Below are 19,235 nucleotides of genomic sequence, written 5' to 3'. Positions count from 1 at the left end.
CTCGACTGCAGCCTCCCGTAGGAGTCTGGGCAGTGTCTCAGTCCCAGTGTGGCTGACCACCCTCTCAGGCCAGCTACCCATCAAAGCCTTGGTAGGCCGTTACCCTACCAACAAGCTAATAGGACGCAAGCCCCTCTTCAACCGACATACCCGAAGGCACATCTTTAATTCCACGATGATGCCATCATGGAACCGTATGCGGTATTAGCACCGGTTTCCCGATGTTATTCCCCAGTCGAAGGCAGGTTACTTACGCGTTACTCACCCTTTCGCCACTTTCCTCCCGTTCACGTTGACCGAAATCTCAGATCACGGGATTCTCGTTCGACTTGCATGCCTAATCCACGCCGCCAGCGTTCGTTCTGAGCCAGGATCAAACTCTCGTTCTTAATGAACAAGGGATTGAATAAGGGTCCCGTACGAACCCGTTTCCTGTTCAAATTGTCAAAGACCAAAAAAACGGCGCATCCGCAGATGCACCTTTTCTGCGAACGTCGAATTCTAGCGCTGCCTGTTAAGGACCGCTAACCTTCATCGTAGCTAATCTATCACGGCTTTGACCGTGAGTCAACAGAAAACTTTCTTTTTTTTCAGCTCTCCGTCGGAGACGCCGTTCTCTGTCAACCGTCGGGGAATATAGACGAGGACCGTGCGGGGGTCAAGAACAATTTTCAGTTTTTTTCGGGGGGGGCGGAATCTCCCTCCGCCTCCCGCCGCCGGTCGGATTCGATCGCGACCCGGACGAAACGGCGACGGCCGAGACGGAGGATTTCGCCCCCCTTCAGGAGCGGCGACTCCGACGGGTCGGAGAGCTTTTCCCCGTCAAGCCCGACCGCCCCTTCGGCCAGCTTCCGGCGACCCTCGGAACGGCTGGAGACCAGCCCGGCGCGGACCAGCAGTTCCAGCAGAGATATCTCCCCCGCCTCGGATGCCGACAGCCTGACCTCGGGCATCCGTTCCGGATCCAGGCCTTCCTGGTGTATCCGGGAAAACCGGCGTTCGGCGGACCGGGCGGACTCGGCCCCCGCGAAACGGGCGGTGATTTCAAAAGCCAGACGCTTCTTGAAATCCATCGGATTGGCCCCGCCGGCGCAGGCTTCGCGGAACCCCTCCACATCCTCCTCCGGCAGGGGGGAGAGGAGCCGGTAGTAGCGCCACATCAAATCGTCGGAGATGCTCATGATCTTGCCGTAGATGTCGGCGGGGCTTTCGTCGATCCCCACGTAGTTCCCCAGGCTCTTGGACATCTTCTGGGAACCATCGGTCCCCTCGAGCAGGGGCAGCGTGAGGATGGCCTGGGGGGTGCGCCCGTATTCGCGCTGAATCTCCCGGGCGACCAGAAGATTGAAGGTCTGGTCGGTTCCGCCGATCTCGACGTCCGCTTCCACCGCCACCGAGTCGTACCCCTGCATCAAGGGGTAAAGAAATTCGAGGACGCTGATCGGCTTGCCATCCCGGTAACGCTTGGAGAAATCGTCCCGTTCCAGCATCCGGGCCACGGTGTATTTGGCGCTGAGTTCGATGATGTCGGCGAAAGTCAGCGGAGAAAGCCACGCGCTGTTGTAGACCACTTCGGTGCGTTCCCGGTCCAGGATCTTGAACACCTGTTCCTGATAAGTCCGGGAATTTCTTTCCACCTCCTCCCGGGAAAGCTGTCGCCGGGTCTTGGAGCGCCCGGTGGGATCGCCGACCATGGCGGTGAAATCGCCGATGATGAAGACCACCAGATGACCGAGGTCCTGAAACTCCCGAAGTTTCACCAGGGGCACGGTATGACCGAGGTGAATGTCGGGGGCGGACGGGTCCGCCCCGTACTTCACCCTCAGGGGACGCCCGGCCGAGGCCGATTCCTCCAACTTCCGCCGGAATTCGTCCTCGGGGACGATCTGCACCGCCCCCCGGCGAAGGATATCGAACTGGCGCTGAGGAGAAAGACCCTTCATCGTTCCGCGAACGGCGAGAGCCTCTCAGCTGTCGGAATCGGCCATGTCCCCCAGAGAACCGAACTGCCGTTCCAGTTCGTCCCGCAGACGCGTATCGGTGTCGTCCAACTGTGCCGATGGAGGCGGAGACTCCAGGTCCTTGACGCTTTTCCCCTCCAAAAGATTCTTGATGCTGAGGGAAATCTTGCGTTCGTTCTTATCCACGTTGGTAACCTGCGCCTTGACCGTACTCCCTTCCGAGATCACTTCCTTGATATCCTCGAAGGGCCGGTTGCTGACTTGAGAAACGTGGACCAGACCCTCGATCCCGGTTTCAAGTTCGACGAAGACCCCGAACCCGGCGACCTTGGTCACCTTTCCCGAAACCGTGTCCCCGACGGCATAGGCTTTCTCGACTTCATCCCAGGGATCGGGCATGAGCTGCTTGAGGCCGAGGGAGATCTTCTTGTTTTCGGGGTCGACGGCCAAAACCTTGGCCTCGACGGCATCGCCGCGCTTGAGGACCTGAGAGGGATGGTTGATCTTCCTGGTCCAGGACATGTCGGAGACGTGGATGAGCCCGTCGATTCCTTCTTCCAGTTCGATGAAAGCCCCGTAGGCCGTCATGTTCCGGATCCGTCCGTGGACCACGGTCCCGACCGGATATTTCTCCTCGACGACCGACCAAGGGTTGAACTCGAGCTGTTTGATCCCCAGTGAGATTTTCTCGGATTCCGGCTCCACCTTGAGAATGGCGACTTCGACGATGTCGCCGATGGCCAGTACATCCGAAGGATGATTGATCTTGCGGGTCCAGGACAGTTCGGAAATGTGGACCAGGCCCTCGATTCCGTCTTCCAACTCCACAAAAGCGCCGTAGGGCATGATGTTGACGACCCGGCCCTTGGATTTTGAGCCGACGGGATATTTATCCGCGGCTTTCGACCAGGGGTTGGTCGACTTCTGTTTCAAGCCCAGCGAGACCCGCTCCCGGTCGCGATCGAAGGTAAGGATTTTAACCTCGACCTCGTCGCCCACGGCCAACAGTTCCGAGGGGTGGCTTATCCGGCCCCAGGTCATATCGGTGATGTGCAGCAACCCGTCCAAACCGCCGAGGTCGATGAAAACCCCGAAGTCGGTGATGTTCTTGACCGCCCCGCGACGAAGCTCTCCTTCCTTGATCTCGGAAAGCAGCTTGGTCCGAGCGGTGGCCCGCTGTTCTTCCAGCAGTTCGCGGCGGGAAAGCACGATATTCCGACGGCGGTCGTTGATCTTGATGATCTTGAAGAGGTGCTTCTGACCGATGAGGGCGTCCTTGTCGCGGACGTAACGGATGTCGATCTGGGATGCCGGTAAAAACGCTTCGATGCCGATATCGACCATCATTCCGCCCTTGACCTGCCGGACTATGATCCCTTCGATGGTATCGCCCTCGGCGAAGTTGGACATCAGCTCGTTCCACTGCTTGAGCCGGTCGGCCTTGAACTTGGAGATGCTGACCATCCCGTCATTGTCCTCGAGACGCTCGAGGAGCACTTCGACCTCGTCGCCGGCCTGAAGCGCGTACTCCCCTTCGAATTCCGAAAGCGGGATCAGGCCCTCGGATTTATAACCGATATCGATGACGACGCATCCGGAACGGAGCCCGTACACCCGGCCTTTGACGATTTTTCCTTCGTCCAGGTGCTGCATGGTCTGGCCGACCATCTCCCCGAACGCTTCCTCGGTCATCATCTCTTCCGGAGTCGGGAGCATGGCGGCGGTTTCCGCCGCTTCTTCTTCAAGTAAGGTTTCGTTGATCTGTTCGCTCATTGTCACACAAGGGTTTGAGTCGTGTCGGCAGCGCCCCCCTCTCCCTGAGGGAGGTCCCACGCTGAAGCCGGGGAGACTAACACTCCCCCGGCGATGGCAACAAGTTAAATCTTACCCCGCTTCGATTCGATGATCCCGACCAGTTTTTCGAGGTTGGCCTGGATATCGTTGGTTTGGCCGGTATCGACCAGGATTCCGTCTTCGGCCATCTTCAGGGCTCCGACCGGGCGGGAATAGTCGGCATGGTCGCGCGCCTTCAGGTCGCGTTCCACTTCTTCCCGGGTGGTCTTGATCCCTTTCTGCAGAAACTCCCGGTACCGCCGATCGGTCCTGACCTCGATCGGAGCGTCGATAAAAAACTTGAAATCGGCGGCGGGGAAGACCACGGTGCCGGTGTCGCGGCCCTCGGCGACCACCGGGCGCATGGCCCCGATCTCCCGCTGGCGCCGCACCAGGATTTCGCGGACCGCGGGTGGGTCCGCCAGGAATTTTACGGCGTTGGTGACTTCGGGAGTTCTTATCTCCCGGGTGACTTCGCCGCCGTCGACGAACACCCGAGTTCCCTCATCCCCGCGCTCCAGTCGAATTTCGGTCCTCTCGGCCAAGCGCGCCAGAGCTTCCTCATCCTCCAAATCCGCTCCCGATTGCAGCGCTTTCCACGTCAGCGCCCGGTACATGGCTCCGGTATCGAGGTAGATGATGCCCAGCCGGTCGGCCAGGCGCTTGGCAATGGTCGATTTCCCCGAGCCGCACGTTCCGTCCATGGTGATGACGATATTGTCCGGATTCATGGCAGTCACCTCACGTCGTCAGGTTTGTTCCAAGGCCGCCGCCAGCTCCCGGAGAAAGCGGCGGTTTTCCTCGGGGAGCCCGATCGTCACCCGGATATACTCGGGAAGCCGGTACCCCCCCATGGGACGCACGATCACCCCTCGGGCGAGCAACCGCCTGAAAACGGCGTCGCCGTCGCCGACCCGGACCAAGATGAAGTTGGCGAAGGTGGGTACGTAAGCAAGCCCCAGTCGGCGGAAACCTTCCTCCAGCTGCAGCATCCCCTCCCGGTTTACCCGCAGGGTCTTCTCCACATGTTCTTGGTCTCCCAGGGCCGCCAGGGCCCCGGCCTGGGCCAGGGAGTTGGTGTTGAACGGCTGACGCACCCGGTTGAGGACATCGATAAACTCGGGGGTGGAAATTCCGTAGCCGATACGCAATCCGGCCAACCCGTAGGCCTTGGAAAACGTCCGCAATAAAATCAAGTGCGGATACGCCGGGTCTCCCAGGCGCGCGATGCCGTCGTACCGCCATTCTTCGGGAAGGTACTCGTAATAAGCTTCGTCCAGGATAACCGCCAGTTCCCGGGGAAGACTACGGAGAAAATCGTCCAGGTCCTCGGGTCTGACCGCGGTCCCGGTGGGGTTATTGGGGTTGCAGAGGAAGAGCAGGGCGACGTCCGGGGTGACGGCGGCGGCCAGTCCTTCGAGGTCGTTGACGAAATCGCACATGGGAACCTCGATGGACGACATCCCGAATATATGGGACATAATCATGTAAATGGCGAACGACGTTCCCGAGTAAACCACCTTCTTCCCCTGCCCCGCCACCAGGTGCGAAACCAGTTCGAGAATTTCGTTGGAGCCGTTCCCCAAAATCAATTGATCGACCCCGACCCCCAGTTTCTCGGCCAGAGCCTGCTTCAGGTAATACCCGTTGCCGTCGGGATAGAGATTCAGCATGGGCAGCTTCGCCCGAATCGCCTCCAGTGCCCGAGGCGAGGGACCGAGGGGGTTTTCGTTGGAGGCCAGTTTGCTGATCGAAGAAACGTCTTCGATCCCGATTTCCCGGGCGACTTCTTCGATCGGCTTGCCCGGCTGGTAGGGCGATATATTGAAAATGGTCTTGCAGACGAGTTTCTTAATCATGCTCATCTCCCGGTTGGCGGTCGAGGTCCCGGGCCGGAAATTCGTCGGCCGCCGCTTCTTCGACCGGGGCCGCTTCCCGCAGGTCGCTGGAGGAGGACAGACGCCGGGGCGCGGCCGGTTCCTGTTCTTCGACCAAGGGCAGATCCTGCAGGGAAGAGAGTCCGAAATGTTCGAGAAACCTTTCTCCCGTCCCGTACAGATAAGGGCGCCCGATCACCTCTTTCTGGCCCACCACCTTGGCCAATTCCCGGTCGAGGAGGGTTTTGAGAACCCCATCCACCCCGACTCCGCGAATGGTCTCGATCTCCAGCTTGGTGATGGGCTGCTTGTAGGCGATGATGGCCAGCGTTTCCAGCGTCGCCAGGGAAAGCCGGGTGTAACGGCGCGGGTTGAACATCCTCTGAACGTATCCGGCGAATTCGCGGCGGGTGCGCAGCCGATAGCCGTTGGCGACGCGCGTCACCTCGAACGCGCGGCCGAGCTCGCGGTATTCCGCTTCCAACTCGCGGATGACCGCGGTCACCGCGCCCGGGGAAACTTCCCCTTCTTCGCAGGAGGCCAGGGACGCCAGCCGGGCGGACGAAAGCGGTTCGGAACTGGCAAAGAGAAGCGCTTCCACCACGCCCCGAAGGTCGGGGGCCGCGGCCGCCGGGGCGGCTGTTTCTTTCAGGGTTTCCTCGCCGCTGCGCTCGTCGTCGTTCATGATGCCTCTTCTTCCGCCGGGACCGGATTGACGGCCCCTTCCAGTTTCTCGATCATGATCTGTCCGAAGTGCCGGTCCTGGACCACCCGCACCATCTTCTGCTGGATCAGGTGCAGAAGCGCCAGGAAGATCACCACGATGCGTGTCCGGGATTCGTCCGGAGCGAAAAGAGCGATGAAAGGCACCCTGGTTTTATCTCCCACCCGTTCCAGCACCCGGGCGCGGCCGTCTTCCTGGGTGAAGGAATCGGGTTCCATTTCGGCCGGGAGCCGCTTGTCCGCTTCGAGCAGCACCCGGGAGAACGCGTCCAGAAGAACGAAGATACTGATCTCCTCGATCGGTTGCTCGGAAGCGGGAGTCGGATCGGGCCGCTGATCGGCCCGGGTGTAATAGTCCTCCTGGGCTACTTCCATTTCGTGAAGTCGCTCGGACAACCCCTTGAACTGCCGATATTCCAACAACTGTCTGACCAGTTCCCACCGCGGATCGTCCTCGTCTTCCTCCAACTCCGCCCTTTCTTCTTCCGGGAGGAGGAGGCGGGACTTGATGTACATGAGGTTGGCGGCCATGGCCAGGAACTCTCCGGCGATATCCAGATCCAGCATCTTCATCAGATCCAGATAGACCAGATACTGCTCCGTGATCTTTTGGATGGGGATATCGTAGATATCCACCTCGTTCTTGCGGATCAGGTAGAGAAGCAGGTCGAGCGGGCCCTCGAAAATTTCCAAAACGGTCTGATGCCCGAATTCTTCCATTACCATCCTAGGGCTCCTCGCACCTGCTTCATGGTCTCGGCGGCAGCGGCCCGGGCCCGGGCGGCGCCATCCGCCAACACCCGTTCGATGCGATCCCCTTCCAACCATTCCCGGCGACGGCGGCGAATCGGGTCCAGGAGGGCGTTGACGGCACCGCTCAGCTCGTCCTTGCAAGCGGTACACCCCACGGCCGCTTCCCGGCAAGCCGATTCGATCTCCTCGATCCGGTCGGCCTGAAAGAGGCCGCGATAGGCAAACACCGTGCAGACATCGGGGTGGCCGGGATCGGCGAGCCGGATCCGGCGGGGATCGGTGATCATCGAACGCACTTTGTTGCGAACGACATCGGGGTCATCGGAGAGGGAGATATAGTTGTCGTAGCTTTTCGACATTTTCCTGTTATCCAAACCCAGGAGCTTGGGGGCCGGGGTCAGCAGGGCCCGAGGTTCGGGAAATATCGGGCGGGTGAAGTTATTGAACCTTCGCGCGATTTCACGGGTCAGCTCCAGGTGCGGGAGCTGATCTTTCCCGACCGGGACGTACTCGGCCCGGTAGACGAGAATATCCGCCGCCTGCAGCACCGGGTATCCCAAAAAACCATAGGTCATCAAATCCCGCCCTTTGACTTCCTGCAGCTGTTCCTTATAGGTCGGGCAACGTTCCAGCCAGGGCAGCGGCGTCACCATGGAAAAGACAAGGTGCAGTTCGGCGTGTTCGGGGACATCGGACTGCAGAAAAATCGTGCTCCGGGCGGGGTCGAGACCCACCGCCAGCCAATCGGCCACGATCTCCCGGACAAAACCGCCGATGGGGGCGGGTTCCGCGTATTCGCTCATCAGGGCATGCCAGTCGGCCACCATATAATAACATTCGTATTCGTCCTGAAGCCTGACCCAGTTTTCCAGAGCGCCCAGCAGGTGCCCCAGATGAAGGGGACCGGTGGGGCGCATACCGCTCAACACTCTTTTTTTGACGACGTCCATCGCTCAACCTTTCGCTTCCGCGGCCGACCGCTCGTGGGGCGCGAGACCTACCCTCGCGGCGAACGGCGCCGACCGAGGGAGAACCGCCGGCTCGATCGGGGCGTCCGCCCTTGAAAACCCGGGATAGGTTACTAACAGGGGCGGCTCCCGCGGTCAATCAGATTCCTGGCCAGAGCCTCTTCCCCGGCGGCATCGGCCACCCGGCCGTCCAGTCTGGCGGCCCGCAGCTCCGCCAGCATCTCCCCCATCGCCGGGCCCGGCGGAACCCCGAGAGCCCGGAGCGCGGCTCCGTCCAGGGCAGGCCGGAGCTCCCGCCATTCCGCCAGATAACGGCGGATCATCTCTTCCCGTGCCGGGTGGCGCGAAGCCAGAATCAAGATCACTTCCGGCGGGAGCCGGTCCAAACGCACGCTCAGACGGCTGGGAGACCAATCTTCCCCGGAGGAAAGCTCCGCGGAGAGGCCGCGGCCCCGAAGCAGGCCCAAGCGGAACCCGTCGGCCAGGTTGAACCTACGGACGGCGGCTTCAAGATCGACGAGGGCGAGTTCCCATACCAGACCGCCGAAGAAAATTCTCCACCGGGACATTTCCCTGCCGGGGAACAGATTCCGGTGCCACGCCTCTTCCCGCTCCAGCCGGCGCAGGGCGTCGAGCAAGGTGGGAGTAAAACGCAACCGCGGGTGGATGAATCTCAATTCGTCGTATCCGGCCATGGCTTCAACCGCACGGTGCGGGGAATCTTCCTCCAGGATCAATTCGATTTCGCGGCGGAGGCGTTCCGGCGAAACCCGGTCGAACATCCCTTCATCCACGGCCGTGCGGATCAGGATCTCGGTCCCGGGATCGAGCGAAAAACCGAGCCTCTGCTGAAACCGGACCGCGCGGAACACCCGGGTGGGATCGTCCCGGAAACTCCCTTCGTGCAGAACCCGGATCGTCTTTTCTTTCAGATCGACCAGGCCGCCGCAGACATCGACCAAATCCCCGAAATCGCCGGGGGCGATGGAGAACGCCAGCGCGTTGATGGTGAAATCGCGGCGGCGGAGATCGTCTTCCAAACTGCCCGGAAGTATTTCGGGGAGCGCTCCGGGAACGGGGTAGCGCTCGCCGCGGGTGGTGGTGATATCGACTTTACAGCCCCGGGTAACGACCATGGCGGTGGCGAAGCGACGGTAGAGTTTGACCTTCCCCTTCCGGGAGGCGCTCCACTGTCGGGCAAACTCCAGTCCGTGCTCCTCGACCAGAATATCGAGATCGACGGAGGGGATTCCCAGAAGAAGGTCCCGAACCATCCCTCCGACCGCGTACGCTCTCCAGCCCCGGGCGGCGGCGAATTCTCCCGCCGAGCGCAGGATCTCCATGAGGCGCCGGGGAAGAATGCGCTCCGCTTCCGGAGCGAGATTTGCCCTTTGCCCGCTCATAGACATATTCCGGAGGAGACGGGGCCGGCGCCCGGAGCGGCCGAACCCGGCTCCCTTCTCGGTGGTTACTCTTCGGAATCGTCCTTGCGCGGACGCCCTTTACGGCGCGGAAGCAGGCCGAAAACTCCCTTTTCCTGGAAAGCGCGGTAGGTTTGATAAAACGCTTCCCTGGTGATCCCGAACCGGTTGCAGATTTTGCCGATATGGGGAGTTTTCTGGGTGGCGGCCTCCCGGAGCATTTCCAGTTTCATCTGAATGGGATCGGCGGCGTTGATGAAATTTTCCAGCCGGTAGCTCTTGCGACCCTGTCTCTTTGTCCCCTCCCCCAGAAGCGGTTTGAAGGGAATCTGAACCCGCTCCTTCAGGCGCGTCTCCTTGAACCTCTGGCAGTAGGTTTTCAGTTCCCGTTCGCCGAAGAGCCCGTATGCCCCCCATTTTTTCAGGCGGCCGAGGTAGTTGTAGAAATCCTGGCGGGAGAACGTGAAGAAATTGCTGATCGTCTTGACCCCCAGATCCGGCCGTTCGTGCACGAGACGTATATACTCGTAGCGGTTGAGAATTTCGTCGGTATCCAGGGGATAGATGTATTTGCGGTTGAGGGCGACCAGCTCCTCCAGCTGCTTGCGCAGGTAATAATCGACGGCCCGGCCCACCACATCGAGATCGAAGGGCTTGGTGATGTAATCGTCGATCCCCATCTTCAAGGCCCGCACGGCCACCGCTTCCGTCCCGCGCCCGGTGATGACCACGACCTTGACGTACGGAAACATCTCCCGGAACTTGGGGAAGAGATCCAATCCGGTGGCCCGGGGCATGGCGTAATCGAGAAGAATGATATTGGGAGTAAACTCCTCCATCCGCTTCAATCCTTCCTTGCCGTCGGAGACCGCCTCCACCAGAAATCCCTTAAGGTTGAAATATTCCGAGAGAACGTCCCGGATATCCTGTTCGTCGTCGATTACCAATATCTTTTTCGCCAGCATCGGATCCTCCTATTCGAACCGCTCGCAGCTGCTTCGACACGGATAAACTATTATTGTGACTATATAATAATTTAATCCTTTACATGACGCAATACCAAAAAAGTAAATATTTTCCCGGACATGACAACGGGTCCGGGTCCCGAAGACGGGTGTAACGTCATAATTAATTTAACTGCAAGAGGTTGCAGTCTTCGTATCCCCGACCGCGGGAAGAGGCCGCTGACGGACAATTGTATTTTCCCCGGTGGAACGGCCTTCGAAAAGCCGGCCAAGTCAATAGATTCGGGAGGAGTCATGTGCCTTTTCCGCCCGGGGTGGCAATCAAAAGAAGCGCAAACCTCCCCGTCTTCACCCCCGCGGATGAAAGCGGCGATGGACTTCCTTGAGCCTTTCCCGGTCGACGTGGGTATACACCTGCGTAGTGCTGATGTTGGAATGCCCGAGCATCTCCTGAATCGACCGCAGGTCGGCTCCCCGGCCGAGAAGGTGGGTGGCGAAGGAGTGCCGCAACGTATGGGGACTGACTTCCTTTCTGATTCCGGCCCGGGAAACCCAGGATTTGACGATCCCCCACAAACGGGCGCGGCTCAGACCCTTTCCTCCACGCCCCAGAAACAACACCCCGGAGTCCTCCCCGCCCCGGAGGAACAAAGGGCGGCTCCGTTCCAGATACGTTTCCAGCGCTTGACGGGCGGCGGCGCCGACCGGGACGATCCTCTCCTTGGACCCTTTGCCCAGACACCGGATGAAACCGGAATCGAGGTTGACGTGATCGACCGTAAGGGTGACCAGTTCCGACGCCCGCAGCCCGGTGGCGTACAGGGTTTCGAGCATGGCCCGGTCGCGGTGACCGTAGCGGTCGTCGGGAAACGGCTGAGTCAAGAGCGATTCGACTTCCGCGGGAGAAAGCACCTTGGGAAGCTCTTGCCAGAGGTGGGGCGACTCCAGCACCTCGGTAATGTCCTCGCGGAGGTATCCTTCCATGGTTAGAAACCGGAAAAACATCCTGACCGCCACCAGCCCACGGGAGAGAGAACGAGCTTTAAGACCCCGCTTTTTCTCGCGCAACAGAAAGTCCATGATGTCGTCGCGGCGAACCGCGCTCAGTTCGACGCGTCCTTTCCCGGCCAGAAACCGGAGGAATTTGCGCAGATCGGTTTCGTAGGCCTCGACCGTGTGCCGACTCAGGCCCCGTTCCACCGAGAGATAGTTCGTGAATTCTCCGAGGAAAAGCGCGGCCTCGGGGGAAGGGGCCGAGGCTTCGGCACGGGGCTTCACGGATACCGGACGAAGGGGTTCGAGGCCCGTTCCCGTCCTATCGTCGTGGCCGGACCGTGGCCGGGCAGGACCAGGGTGGGGGGGGGGAGAACATACAGCCTGTCCCTGATCGAAGCCAACAGGGTCGACATCGAACCGCCCGGGAAATCGGCCCGGCCCACGCCGCCGGCGAAGAGGGTGTCCCCGGTGAAGACCACGCCGGGTCCGTCATCCCCGCCTTCCCAATAAAGACAGATCCCCCCGGGGGTGTGACCCGGCGTGGCGATAACCAGAAGGCGGCAGGACCCGATTTCCAGCGACTCCCCGTCATCGAGAACCCGGTCGGCGGGCGGGGATTCGACCGAGCCGAATCCGAAATCGCTCAAGTTCCGGACCCCGTCGTTCAGGGCATCGCCATCCCGGGTATGGATGGCGAGCGGAACGCCGTACCGGGTGACCAGTTCCCGGTTGGCGGCGATATGGTCCACGTGGGCATGGGTGTTTACGATCGCGACCGGAGACAGGCCGGAGCGCTCGATCAGATCGATGATACCGGGCGCATCACCTCCCGGATCGATCACGGCCGTGGCGGTCGTCCCCGGACAGGTGAACAGGTAACAATTGGCCGCCAGGGGCCCGGCTTCCATTCTGACGATGCCGCGGGGAAGTTCGGGAGGCATCGCCGTTCACTCCGGCTCGACCGGCTCGCAGAAATCGCGGCAGTCCGGGCAGAAAGCAAAGCTTTTACATACCCCCTTGACCGGGCGGCAACAGCGTTCGCACCAGTATTTGCCGCAGCGCGGGCAACGCCAGCGGGCGCTGATTCCGGGGTGGTTGGCGCAACTCGGAGAATCCATAATGGTGGAGTCTACCACTTCCGGGATAAGGCGGACAAGCACGCCGACGGACGGAAACTCCGAAAATAGGAAACACGCGCTCCCGCGGGGGACCTTTTCCCTTACCCGGGCGGGCCGGCCATGTATAATCACGGCCATGATCGGACCGCAAGCATCTAGGCCGAACGGACGACCTTCGCGGTTCGGTTGGCTGGTCGGCGCCGCCCTGGCTGCGATCGTATGGATCTTGTCGTGGCGGCAGGTCAGCGACCCCGACTTCTGGTTGCACGTGGCCGCCGGCGACCGGATATTGGAAACCGGCCGCGTCCCCGACGTCGATCCCTTTTCCTACACCCGGGCCGGGGCACCCTGGCACGATCATTCCTGGGGGGCCGAAGCGGTCTTCGCCCTCGCCTCCCGAGGGGGGTTACCCGGTCTTTACCTGGTCCGCTGGGCGTTGCTGTCCCTGGCCTTTATCGGCATTTACCTGTCCTGCCGCAGGTTCCTGCTCCCGGCAGCCGCCGGGTTGTTGACGCTGGCGGCCGCCGCCGCGGCCGCGGGGAGGTTTTTTCTACGGCCGGAACTTTTTACCTACCTGGGCATGGCCTGGCTCCTCTTCATCCTGGAAAAGGAAGGACGTTCGCGGTTATGGATTCCTCCGCTGATGCTCTTCTGGGCCAACGTTCACGGGGCCTTCACCATCGGGCTTTTCATCCTCGGCGCCTGGACCCTGGGGACGGGACTGGAGGCATGGGCCGGGAAACAATCCTGGAAGGATGCGCGGACGGTGCTGGGGTGGGCGCTGGCCGGGGGAGCCGCATGCTTGATCAATCCCCACGGGATCAGAGCGTTCTTCTATTCCGGCAACACCGGTTTTCTGAAGAATTTCATTTATTCCTGGCAGCCTTTTTTTGCCGTCGACCCCGGAAGCTGGTCGTTTTCCCAGTGGGCTTTCCCGACGGCGATACTGCTGGTGGCCGCGGCGTTTCTGTCCAAACCGCGGGCGGCGCGCTGGCCCGAGGTGCTCCTCTTCGCCGGGCTGGCCGTCCTGGGGGTCCGTTCGACCAGGAACATCTTCTTCCTTCTGATCGCGGCCCCCATCCCCGTTGCCCGCGCTCTCGGCGGCGGCCCGCTCGCCCGCGGCCCGCAGACGGCGGTCAGGGCGGTTTTCTTCGGAGCCGTAGCCGCGGCGGCGGTCTGGGGGTACTTCCTCCCCCGTTTCGTCTCCGATCCCTACGGCTCCGAATTCCACCGCGGGCCCGGCTTCGGACTGAGCCCGACCGCCTACCCCCTACGCGCCGCGGCGTTCATGCGCGCCAACCTTCCGGGCGTCAGATTTTTCAACACCTTCAGCACCGGGGCCTACCTGGCCTGGCGCCTGGGCGAACCCGTCTTCGTCGACGGAAGACTCGATGTGTACGGCCCGGAATTTCTCCTGGGGTACAACCGTCTCCTGCTGGAACCGGAGCGATTTCCCGAAGTCGCCCGCTCCTGGAATTTCAGAGCGGCCCTGGTCGATCACGCCAACCCCTCCAACTACGCGCTGCTGGCATGGCTCAACCACTCCCCGGATTGGCTCCTGGCCGCTTACGACGCCAACGCCGCCGTTTTTCTCGAGCGCGCCTTCCCCGGCGCCGGCGCGCTGGCCGAGGCGGGAAAAAACGATCGGCCCGATCCGGCGCGTCTCCCCGCCCGGGAAGCGTACGCCGTGGGTCGCTTGCTGTTGCGGCTGGAACTCCCCCGTGAGGCCCTTCCCTTCCTTACCAAAGCCGCCGAAGAACATCCGGATTCCCCCACCGCGGGGTCGGCCGTCGCCCTGGCCTTCGCCCTGAACGACGACACCGAAAAAGCCCGGCGCTGGTGCCGGCGCGTTCTGGAGGAAGAACCCGACGATGCCAAGACCAGGCTCCTCTGGGCCCATCTTCTCTGGAAACAGGGTCACCCGGATCGGGCCGGAATAGAAGCGTCCCGAGCCCTGGCGGAGGATCCGTCGCTCTCCCGAGGATGGGAAACCCTGGGAGATATCCTTCTTCAGGAAGGCCGTGACGGAGAAGCCCTGGCAGCTTACGAGCGCGCCGCCGAACGGAAAGATCTGACCGGGGAAGGAGCCACCCGGGCCGGCACCATCCTCCTGCAGCGCGGCCGATTCGAAGCGGCCGCCGAATATTTCCGCCGAGTCGCCGACGGCGACTCCACCTATCCCGAAGCCCGGATCGCCCTGGCCGGATGCCTGGCCCGGACCGACCGGAGGGCCGAAGCCATGGAACTTTACGCTTCCTGTGCTCTTCAGTACCCCGAATACGCGGACGCCTGCCGCTATAATCTATCCCGGCTGCTGGGCGAAGACGGGCGCCGGGAGGAAGCACGGGAAACCGCCGCAGAGATCCGCGATCCCGCCCGGCGGGAACAGGCGCTGGAATCCGTAACGGGGGACCGGAACCGACAATGACCGGCCCGGCTACCGCCGGCCGGACAACCCCTGGACGGTCTTGCGGAGATAGTCGATCTGCCGTTCGAAGTAAAGGTCGCTGCCGCCGCCCTGGCGGAGACGACCGTATTCCTCTTCCCATATGGACAGGCGTTCGTCGAGTACGCCGATCTGCTCGCGGCATCCCAGGTGCCGAAGCTGTACCACCGCCTGAAAAACCGTCTCCCGGTCGCTCCCTTCCCTGACCATGGCTTCCAGCAGAGACACGCTTCCCTCCCTCAGTTCCCCGATCACGCGCGGCAGTTCCCGCCGGCGATCCAGCGGAAGGCTTTTCCATTCCCGCCCCAACCGCTCGTTCAGGCCCCCGACTTCCAGGGAACTCAAGGCGTGGGCGGCGGCCGCCCGGAGTTCGGCTTCCGGAATCCAGGGACCGAACGGACCGGGCGCGGCGGGATCGACCAATTCCAACACGATGGCCTTGAAGGCGGGAATCGAATCCGTGTCCCCCATTTCGGCCAAGGCCCTGATCGCCACCAACTGTTGCTCGTGGCCGTGGTCGTGCCGCTCCGCCTGTTGCTCATGGGGGTGGTCGTGCCGACCCGCCTGCAGCACTTCCCGGAGACGAGGTATGGCGGCTCTCCCCTCCTTGCCGACGAAGTCGCGCAACGCCGCCGCCTCTTTATCCGCATTGGGGTCGTGGAGCAGGCACGGACGAGCGGACCCGGCCAGGGCGCCCAGGAGGCAGAGCGCGAGCGAAAAGCAGCCACCGGCGACCCGGACTTTCGCCGAAAGAAAGCCCGGGATCATCGCCGCCCTTCCATGACCGCCAGCACCTGACCGGTATAGCGGACCATCCGCCCCAGGGTGTAGTCGTCGCCCCCGCTCTGTTTAAGGCGGGCGAGTTCTTCCTCCCAGCTGTCGAGCCGGGCCCGAACCGGCGGGATCTGGGCCCGGCGCCCGATTTCCCGGAACTGGATGATCACTTGAAACGCGGTCTGGCGGTTCCTGGTATGCCAGAGCAGGCTTTCCAACCGCTCCATGCTCTCCGGTTCCCGCAGTTCCTTGAAGATCCGGGGGAGTTCGGCCTCACGGACCGGAGGGAGCCGGTCCCGGGCTTCCCAGACGAGATCCCCGACTCCCGTCACCTCCAGTTCGCCCAGGGCCCGGGCGGCGGCGCCTCTGATTTCGGCCTCGACGGCAAAGGGCCCGAACGTCGAGGGAGAAGCGGGATCCAGCAGTTCCAAAACCAGCCGGCGAAACTCGGGAATCGACTCCCGATCCTCGAAACCGGCCAAGGTATCGATAGCCAGGATCTTGGCCATCCGGTGTTCGGCGTGCCGACAGGCCACCATGGAACGGAGTTCGGGAATCATCTCCCTCCCGTGCTCCTGGATCCGCGCCCGCAGTTCGTCCTCGCTTTTATGCGTGGAAGCTTCGCAGATAAGGCACGCCCGGGCGGCGGGAGCGCCCGCGGTCCAGACCGCGGCCGCCGCCAACAGTACCCGTAACGGCATCATCTTCCGATCTCCCCATGCTCTTTCATGCTGTAATATCCGCATTCGGTGACGATCAGGTGGTCGAGCACCTCGATGTCGAGCAATCGGCAGGCGGCCGTCAGTTTCTCGGTCAGAGCCAGATCGTCGCGGCTCGGGCGCAGCGAGCCCCCCGGGTGGTTGTGGACGAGGACCAGGCGCCCGGCTCCCTTGCGGAGCGCGGCCGCCGCCACTTCCCGGGGATAGACCGCGGCTTGATCGATGGTTCCCTCGAACAACACTTCCCTCTCCTTAACCCGGTTGGACGAATCCAGGTACAATACCACGAATCGTTCCCGGGGAAGACTCCCGAATTCCTGGCGAAGGTACTCGACGACTTCATGAGGGGACCCCGTACGCCCGAAGCCGCATGCGGCCCGAGCCTGTTCTTCCAGGTACCGGCCGGCCAGGGCCCGCGGCAGACGCAGACCGAAAACGTTGATCTCCCCCACTCCGGAGACCTGCCGCAGTTCCTCGGGCGACGCATCGAGAACCGCCCGAAGCGATCCGAACCGCCGCAGGAGCAGACGAGCGGTCGCTTTGCAGTCCCGGCGGGGGGTGGCCAGAGTCAGGAGGAGCTCGAGGATTTCGTAATCGTGAAAACCGTCCAGCCCCCCCTTGAGAAACCTCTCCCGGAGCCGGCGGCGATGGCCGCGGCGCGGATCGTTGTCGGCGCCCATGCTTCCTCCCTTTCCCCCGGGGCCACAGCCCCGAAACCACGGTCCCGGTTTCGGGGGGCCACTCCTCCCGAGAGCCGCTCCCCCGCGGTCCGTACCGATCCGAGTATAGCTTCTTCCCGGCCGAGCCGCCAGCGCCGTATCGGCCGCGACCGGCGCGACAAAGGCTAAAGCCAGGATTCACGATCCAGGCTCCGGTACTGGATGGCTTCGGCCACGTGCCCGGCGCCGACCTCCGGCTCCCCTCCGAGATCGGCGATGGTTCTGGCTACTTTCAGAACCCGGTCGTGGCCCCGGGCCGAAAACCCCAGTTCCTCCATGGCCCGGCGCAGAAGTTCCCGCCCCTCTCGGTCGGGGCGGGCGAACTTCCGCAGCGCTTTCGCCCCCATCCGGGCGTTGACGCAGCTTCCGGTTCCGGCGAAACGCCCCGCCTGAAGGGCCCGGGCTTTCCGGACACGCTCCCGAACCGCGGCCGAACTTTCCGCGGGGCGCGGAGAAACCATGTCCCCATACGTTATCCGGGGAACGTCGACATGCAGGTCGATCCGATCCAGAAGCGGGCCCGATACCCGGGACATGTACTTCCTGATCCTCCCTGGGCCGCAGCGGCATTCCCGGCGGGGATCGGTAAAATACCCGCAGGGGCATGGATTCATCGCCGCCACCAGCATGAACGCCGCCGGATACGTCACCGACCCGGCGGCCCGGCTGATGGTGACTTCCCCGTCCTCGAGCGGCTGGCGCAGCACCTCCAGGACGCTGCGCTTGAACTCGGGGAGTTCGTCGAGGAAGAGAACCCCGTTGTGGGCGAGACTGACCACGCCGGGCCGGATTCTGGCGCCGCCCCCGATCAGGCCGATGTCGGAGATGGAGTGGTGGGGGCTGAAAAAAGGCCGGCCGGAGACCAGGGGACAGCCGGGGGTTATCCGGCCGACGCTGGAATGGATCCTGGTGGTCTCCAGCGCCTCCTCCATGCTCATCTCCGGAAGGATGGTGGGGATCCGCTTGGCCAGCATCGATTTCCCCGCCCCCGGTGGGCCGATCATCAGCAGGTTATGGCCGCCGGCCACGGCGATCTCCAGGGCCCGCTTGGCGTGAGCCTGCCCCTTGACCTCGTCCAGATCGACCGGGTAGGCGGCCCCGGCGCGAAAGAGCCCGCCGCGGTCGACCGCGGCCGGGGCGACCTCGGTCCGCCCCTCCAGAAAAGCCACGGCTTCGGCCAAACTTTCCACCCCCCGGACATCGAGTCCCTCGACCAAAGCCGCCTCGGAGGCGTTCTGCCGGGGAACGAGCAGCCGCCGGCACCCCTGTCGACGGGCCATCAGCGCCACCGACAGCAGGCCCCGCAGGGGGCGGATTCCCCCGGTCAGAGCCAGCTCCCCCATGATGAAGGCGTCCCCCAGGTCGGAGCACGACAGTTGGCCGCTGGCGGCCAGGACCCCGAGGGCGATGGGCAGGTCGAAGAAAGGTCCTTCCTTCCTGACGTCGGCGGGGGCGAGGTTGACGGTGATGCGGTCGTCGGGGTAGCCGAACCCGGAGTTGAGCATGGCCGATTGGACCCGGTCCTTGCTCTCCTTGACCGCGAGGTCGGGAAGCCCGACCACGACCTCGGCGGGCAGCCCCTTGCGCACGTCCACCTCGATCTCCACCGGATAGCCGTCGATCCCCTCCAGCCCCGCCGAAAACACTTTCGCCAGCATCTCGCACCTCCCGCTCCGAAAACGTCCGACCGCCGAATAATTTCCCTCTCACTCAAACAGTCGGGCGGGGGGACGATTCATTCCGATTTTTTTGCCGGCGTCAGACCGCGGACGATGACGAAAGAAGAAATCAACCCCAGAGGGGACAGAGGGGGGGGAAGAGGGGGTTCAGGGTTCGGGGTTCAGGGTTCAGGGTTCAGGGTTCAGGGTTCAGGATTCAGGGTTCAGGGTTCGGGGTTCAGGGGGAAGGGAGCGATCAAGACATAGGTGACACTTTAGGTTCAACACATAGGTAACACTTCCC

The 19,235-nt window shown here is 62.5% G+C and carries 17 protein-coding genes and 1 rRNA gene; 1 reads left to right on the top strand and 17 read right to left on the bottom strand.

Annotated elements, in window-relative coordinates; translation table 11 throughout:
* From PLZ73_11225 to PLZ73_11165, 13 genes are all read right to left on the bottom strand, one after another.
* Positions 1-389, bottom strand: a 16S ribosomal RNA gene (locus PLZ73_11225); the annotation flags it as partial.
* Positions 390-671: 282 nt separating this feature from the next.
* Positions 672-1,943, bottom strand: a complete 1,272-nt coding sequence (gene tyrS / locus PLZ73_11220; protein HOO78444.1) for a tyrosine--tRNA ligase — start codon at positions 1,941-1,943, stop codon at positions 672-674.
* Positions 1,944-1,967: 24 nt separating this feature from the next.
* Positions 1,968-3,734, bottom strand: coding sequence for a 30S ribosomal protein S1 (gene rpsA, locus PLZ73_11215; protein ID HOO78443.1), 1,767 nt, complete (start codon positions 3,732-3,734; stop codon positions 1,968-1,970).
* A gap of 104 nt (positions 3,735-3,838) precedes the next feature.
* Positions 3,839-4,525 (bottom strand): (d)CMP kinase, encoded by a 687-nt coding sequence (cmk, locus tag PLZ73_11210; GenBank protein HOO78442.1) that lies wholly within the window; start codon positions 4,523-4,525, stop codon positions 3,839-3,841.
* An 18-nt stretch (positions 4,526-4,543) separates the two neighbouring features.
* Complete coding sequence (gene hisC / locus PLZ73_11205) at positions 4,544-5,659, bottom strand: histidinol-phosphate transaminase (protein ID HOO78441.1); 1,116 nt, start codon at positions 5,657-5,659, stop codon at positions 4,544-4,546.
* Positions 5,646-6,356 carry an SMC-Scp complex subunit ScpB gene (gene scpB, locus PLZ73_11200; GenBank protein HOO78440.1) on the bottom strand — a complete coding sequence of 237 codons (711 nt, stop codon included), beginning with the start codon at positions 6,354-6,356 and terminating at the stop codon, positions 5,646-5,648. The genes hisC and scpB overlap by 14 nt, the downstream gene beginning before the upstream one ends.
* Complete coding sequence (locus PLZ73_11195) at positions 6,353-7,120, bottom strand: segregation/condensation protein A (protein ID HOO78439.1); 768 nt, start codon at positions 7,118-7,120, stop codon at positions 6,353-6,355. The genes scpB and PLZ73_11195 overlap by 4 nt, the downstream gene beginning before the upstream one ends.
* Positions 7,114-8,097: a tryptophan--tRNA ligase gene (gene trpS, locus PLZ73_11190; protein HOO78438.1), complete on the bottom strand. Its 984-nt coding sequence runs from the start codon at positions 8,095-8,097 to the stop codon at positions 7,114-7,116. The genes PLZ73_11195 and trpS overlap by 7 nt, the downstream gene beginning before the upstream one ends.
* A gap of 131 nt (positions 8,098-8,228) precedes the next feature.
* The gene (locus tag PLZ73_11185) at positions 8,229-9,518 is read right to left on the bottom strand and encodes a hypothetical protein (GenBank protein HOO78437.1); all 1,290 of its coding nucleotides are present in this window, start codon (positions 9,516-9,518) and stop codon (positions 8,229-8,231) included.
* A gap of 65 nt (positions 9,519-9,583) precedes the next feature.
* Positions 9,584-10,501: a response regulator gene (locus PLZ73_11180; protein ID HOO78436.1), complete on the bottom strand. Its 918-nt coding sequence runs from the start codon at positions 10,499-10,501 to the stop codon at positions 9,584-9,586.
* Between the two features lie 348 nt (positions 10,502-10,849).
* A complete protein-coding gene (gene xerD / locus PLZ73_11175) occupies positions 10,850-11,779 on the bottom strand; it encodes a site-specific tyrosine recombinase XerD (GenBank protein HOO78435.1) in 930 nt (309 codons plus the stop codon).
* Positions 11,776-12,438, bottom strand: a complete 663-nt coding sequence (locus PLZ73_11170) for an MBL fold metallo-hydrolase (protein ID HOO78434.1) — start codon at positions 12,436-12,438, stop codon at positions 11,776-11,778. The genes xerD and PLZ73_11170 overlap by 4 nt, the downstream gene beginning before the upstream one ends.
* A 6-nt stretch (positions 12,439-12,444) precedes the next feature.
* Positions 12,445-12,615 carry a hypothetical protein gene (locus tag PLZ73_11165; GenBank protein ID HOO78433.1) on the bottom strand — a complete coding sequence of 57 codons (171 nt, stop codon included), beginning with the start codon at positions 12,613-12,615 and terminating at the stop codon, positions 12,445-12,447.
* 136 nt (positions 12,616-12,751) lie between these two features.
* On the opposite strand from PLZ73_11165, the gene PLZ73_11160 reads away from it, so the two are divergent.
* Positions 12,752-15,043, top strand: a complete 2,292-nt coding sequence (locus tag PLZ73_11160; GenBank protein HOO78432.1) for a tetratricopeptide repeat protein — start codon at positions 12,752-12,754, stop codon at positions 15,041-15,043.
* Between the two features lie 9 nt (positions 15,044-15,052).
* Here PLZ73_11160 and PLZ73_11155 read toward each other — a convergent pair whose 3' ends face one another.
* From PLZ73_11155 to PLZ73_11140, 4 genes are all read right to left on the bottom strand, one after another.
* Entirely contained in the window at positions 15,053-15,829 is a 777-nt protein-coding gene (locus PLZ73_11155; protein HOO78431.1) for a hypothetical protein, read from the bottom strand.
* Positions 15,826-16,539, bottom strand: coding sequence for a hypothetical protein (locus PLZ73_11150; protein HOO78430.1), 714 nt, complete (start codon positions 16,537-16,539; stop codon positions 15,826-15,828). The genes PLZ73_11155 and PLZ73_11150 overlap by 4 nt, the downstream gene beginning before the upstream one ends.
* The gene (radC, locus tag PLZ73_11145; GenBank protein ID HOO78429.1) at positions 16,536-17,234 is read right to left on the bottom strand and encodes a DNA repair protein RadC; all 699 of its coding nucleotides are present in this window, start codon (positions 17,232-17,234) and stop codon (positions 16,536-16,538) included. The genes PLZ73_11150 and radC overlap by 4 nt, the downstream gene beginning before the upstream one ends.
* 164 nt (positions 17,235-17,398) lie before the next feature.
* Positions 17,399-18,931, bottom strand: a complete 1,533-nt coding sequence (locus PLZ73_11140) for a YifB family Mg chelatase-like AAA ATPase (GenBank protein ID HOO78428.1) — start codon at positions 18,929-18,931, stop codon at positions 17,399-17,401.
* Positions 18,932-19,235: the final 304 nt, after the last annotated feature.

The sequence above is a fragment of the bacterium genome (assembly GCA_035380285.1).
In the GTDB taxonomy this organism is placed as follows: domain Bacteria; phylum Auribacterota; class Erginobacteria; order Erginobacterales; family DAOSXE01; genus DAOSXE01.
This window is presented reverse-complemented; position numbering and strand designations above follow the sequence as displayed.